General features: G+C 73.8%; 4 protein-coding genes. 1 reads left to right on the forward strand and 3 read right to left on the reverse strand.

Annotation, left to right across the window (positions count from 1 at the left end; all coding sequences use genetic code 11):
• Window positions 1–365 precede the first annotated feature (365 nt).
• From FV230_RS26610 to FV230_RS26615, 3 genes are all read right to left on the reverse strand, one after another.
• On the reverse strand, window positions 366–1,061 hold the full coding sequence (locus FV230_RS26610; RefSeq protein ID WP_147844518.1) for an outer membrane beta-barrel protein: 696 nt from the start codon (window positions 1,059–1,061) through the stop codon (window positions 366–368).
• A 237-nt stretch (window positions 1,062–1,298) separates the two neighbouring features.
• Window positions 1,299–1,436, reverse strand: coding sequence for a hypothetical protein (locus FV230_RS30050; RefSeq protein ID WP_187275639.1), 138 nt, complete (start codon window positions 1,434–1,436; stop codon window positions 1,299–1,301).
• A 59-nt stretch (window positions 1,437–1,495) separates the two neighbouring features.
• Window positions 1,496–1,816, reverse strand: a complete 321-nt coding sequence (locus FV230_RS26615; protein ID WP_147844517.1) for a hypothetical protein — start codon at window positions 1,814–1,816, stop codon at window positions 1,496–1,498.
• Window positions 1,817–1,970: 154 nt separating this feature from the next.
• Between FV230_RS26615 and FV230_RS26620 the strand changes: the two genes are divergently transcribed.
• Window positions 1,971–2,843 carry a DUF6502 family protein gene (locus FV230_RS26620; RefSeq protein ID WP_147729867.1) on the forward strand — a complete coding sequence of 291 codons (873 nt, stop codon included), beginning with the start codon at window positions 1,971–1,973 and terminating at the stop codon, window positions 2,841–2,843.
• Window positions 2,844–3,066: the final 223 nt, after the last annotated feature.

Here is a 3,066-nt window from a genome sequence, read left to right on the forward strand (position 1 = left end):
GAGCTGGCGGCCCTGCTCGCTCGAGAAGCGTCGCGGCTCGGTGTCGATGATGCAGAGTGATCCGACGCGGATGCCGGACCTCAGGATCGGCGGGGCGCCGACACCGCCCGAACCGTCGAAATCGCGAACCGCATCGCCGTGGCCCAACCCGTTAAGCTCTCGTTAACGAAAGCTCTCACGCCCGGGCCCCGACGGCAATCGCCCCCTTAACGAAAGGTTAATGCTGTGCGTAACACGGGCGTGCGGATCGGGCGGCTGGACCGATGCAGACGGGCCACAGGCGGGATGCGGGCGCCTCGCCCGGCCCGGCGGGTGCCGGCTCGGACGAGGCCCTTGCGGATCGCGCGCCGTGCGACGGCGGGGTCTCAGAACCGGTAGTTCAGGCCGGCGCGGACCAGGCCGAAGCCGGCATCGCTGCGTCCGGCGCCGTAATAGGTGGCGGTGGCGGCATCGTAGTAGGTCGCGCCCGAGACGCGCTTGCCGAGGTCGAGGTAGAGCGCCTCGATCTTGGCCGAGATCCTGTCGGTGAAGGCGTACTCGATGCCGCCGCCGACGGCGTAGCCGGTCCGCGTCGTGTCCGGCAGGGCGTAGGGGTAGGCGGCCGCGTTCGCCGAGGCCGACCCGCCGCCGTAGGCGAAGCCGCCGGTGCCGTAGATCAGCACCCGGTCGAAGGTGTAGCCGACGCGGCCGCGCACGGTGCCGAAGTAGTCGAGGCTCGGGCGGACGCTCGCGTAGGGCACCGTGCCGAGATAGGCCGCATCCGCCTTGGCGAAGGCGGTGCCCTGGATGTCGGCCTCGACGCCGACGACGAAGCCCGAGCCCGGCGTGAGCTGGTAGTTATAGCCGACCTGGCCGCCGCCGGCGAAGCCGCCCTTCGCCGCCCCGCCGGTCACGGTGCCGTAGGTCGGGTCGGTGAAGCCCTTGCCGGACTCGCGGAACGCGTAGCCGGCGTTCACGCCGGCGTAGAACCCGGTCCAGGTGAAGGCGGGCGGAACCGGCGGCGGCGGAGGCGGCGCCCGCCGCGGCAGGTCCGCGGCTTCGGCGGAGGCGAGCCCGGCCATCAGGCCGAGGGCGGGCAGCAGGGTGCGAACGAGCGCCGGAACGGATCTCGACATGGGGGTTCTCGTGTTGGGATGGGAGGTTTTGCGGAGCGGGATCCGGCGGGCCGCCCGTGCCTCCCCCCTCGGCGGGGGGGCCGCGAAGCGGGCCGGGAGCGGGGAGCGCGTTGTCCGGAAAGGTCGCGCCCCTCCGCAGCGGGGGGAAGGCGCGGCTGCGGAAGACGCCCTCCAAAGGGCCGGTCAGAGCGCCAGCAGCAGCAGGCCGACGATGGTGACGGCCAGGATCATGCAGATCGCGAGGTCGAGGACGCGGGCGCCGCCGCACGGGGGTCTCGGGTCGGTCCGCATCGGGTCGGTCCGCATGGGGTCGGTCCGCATGGGGTCGGTCCGCATGGGGTCGGTCCCTATGGCGGGCGGCCTTCGGGCGGCGGCGGCGATCATCGGCGCGGATCCCGGTCGGGGGTGAGGAGGAGCGCCTCCCGGACCGGGCTGCCGACCCGGGAGGCGCCGTCGAGCACCGCAGCAGCCCGGGAGGGGGATCCTGGTGCTGCGGCCTGCAGCGCCCCTGGGGTCGCGACGCGGTGGACCGTGTCCGCGGCGGCGATCCCGAGGGCGGGCAGCGCGAGGGCGACGAGGCAGGCGGCGAGCCGGCCCAGTCGCGAAAGGGTGGTCCCGCCCGGCGGCCTGCGATCGCGGCGCAGGGTCGCGTTCAGGGGCGGCATCGGGCGGCAGACGAGGGCGGGTTTCGGTTCGGGCATCGGCCTCGTCCGGGTCGCGTTGACGTGGGAAATTTGACCACGAACAAACCGTATGTGTGCAGATTTCCCACGTCAACGCGAAATCGGTGAATCGAGGTGCGCCGGCGCACGATGTGGGATTGTGTCCCACGTTGCCCACCTCCATGCTGCGCCGATGTCCGAGACCGTCAACGACACCGCCGAGGGGGCTGCCCTGCACGCGCCGGTGGCGCGCCTGCTGCGCCCGTTGGTCCGGCTGTTCGTGGCCCGCGGCATCACCTTCCCGGCGCTGACGAACCTGCTGCGCGAGCTCTACGTCAACGTCGCCGAGCACGACTTCGCGCTGCAGGGCAAGGAGCAGACCGACAGCCGGGTCTCGCTGCTCACCGGCATCCACCGCAAGGAGGTGCGGCGCCTGCGCGGGGCCGGGGCGCCGGTGAGCGCGGTGCCGGCGGTGGTTTCGCGCACCAGCCGGATCATCGCCCGGTGGCTCGCGGACCCCGCCTTCACCGACCCGGACGGGCGCCCGCTGGCGCTGCGGCGCGCGGGCGAGGACGGCCCCTCCTTCGAGGCCCTGGTCGCCGGCGTGACCCGCGACCTGCGGCCCCGCGCCGTGCTCGACGAATGGCTCGACCGCGGGCTCGCCACCCTCGACGGCCAGGACCGGATCGTGCTGGCCGAGGCCGCCTACGTGCCGCGCGGCGGCGGCGAGCCGCAGCTCTACTATTTCGGGCGCAACCTCCACGACCACATCGCGGCCTCGGTCGCCAACATCCTCGGCGAGGCGCCGCGCTTCCTCGAGCGCGCGGTGCATTACGACGGGCTGTCGGAGGATCTGGCGCGGCGGCTGGAGGCGCGCGCCAAGGAGATCGCGATGGAGGCGCTGACCCAGGCCAACCGCGAGGCCCACGCCGCCTGCGCCACCGATCCCGGCGGCCCCCACCGCTGGAACTTCGGCCTCTACGTCTACGCCGAAGCCGTGCCGCCGCGCGCGGGCGTCCCCCCTGCCGAGGAGGCGTCGCCGGCCACGCCGGAGGCCGGGGCGTGAACCTGTCGGTCGGAAACCTGTCGGTCGCACGATCGCGCGCGGATCGGGGCGGTGTTCGGTCGTCGAGCGACGGGCTCGGACGAGGCGCCCTTCCTCCCCCCTCTGCGGGGGAGCGTGGCCCGCGAGGCCCTTCGCATTCAGGCGCCCCGGGACCGCGCGCATGAGCGCTCCGACCCGCCGCCTCGTCCTGCGCCTGCTCGCCGCCGCCGCCCTGGTTCCGGGG

The sequence above is a fragment of the Methylobacterium sp. WL6 genome (assembly GCF_008040095.1).
In the GTDB taxonomy this organism is placed as follows: Bacteria; Pseudomonadota; Alphaproteobacteria; order Rhizobiales; family Beijerinckiaceae; genus Methylobacterium.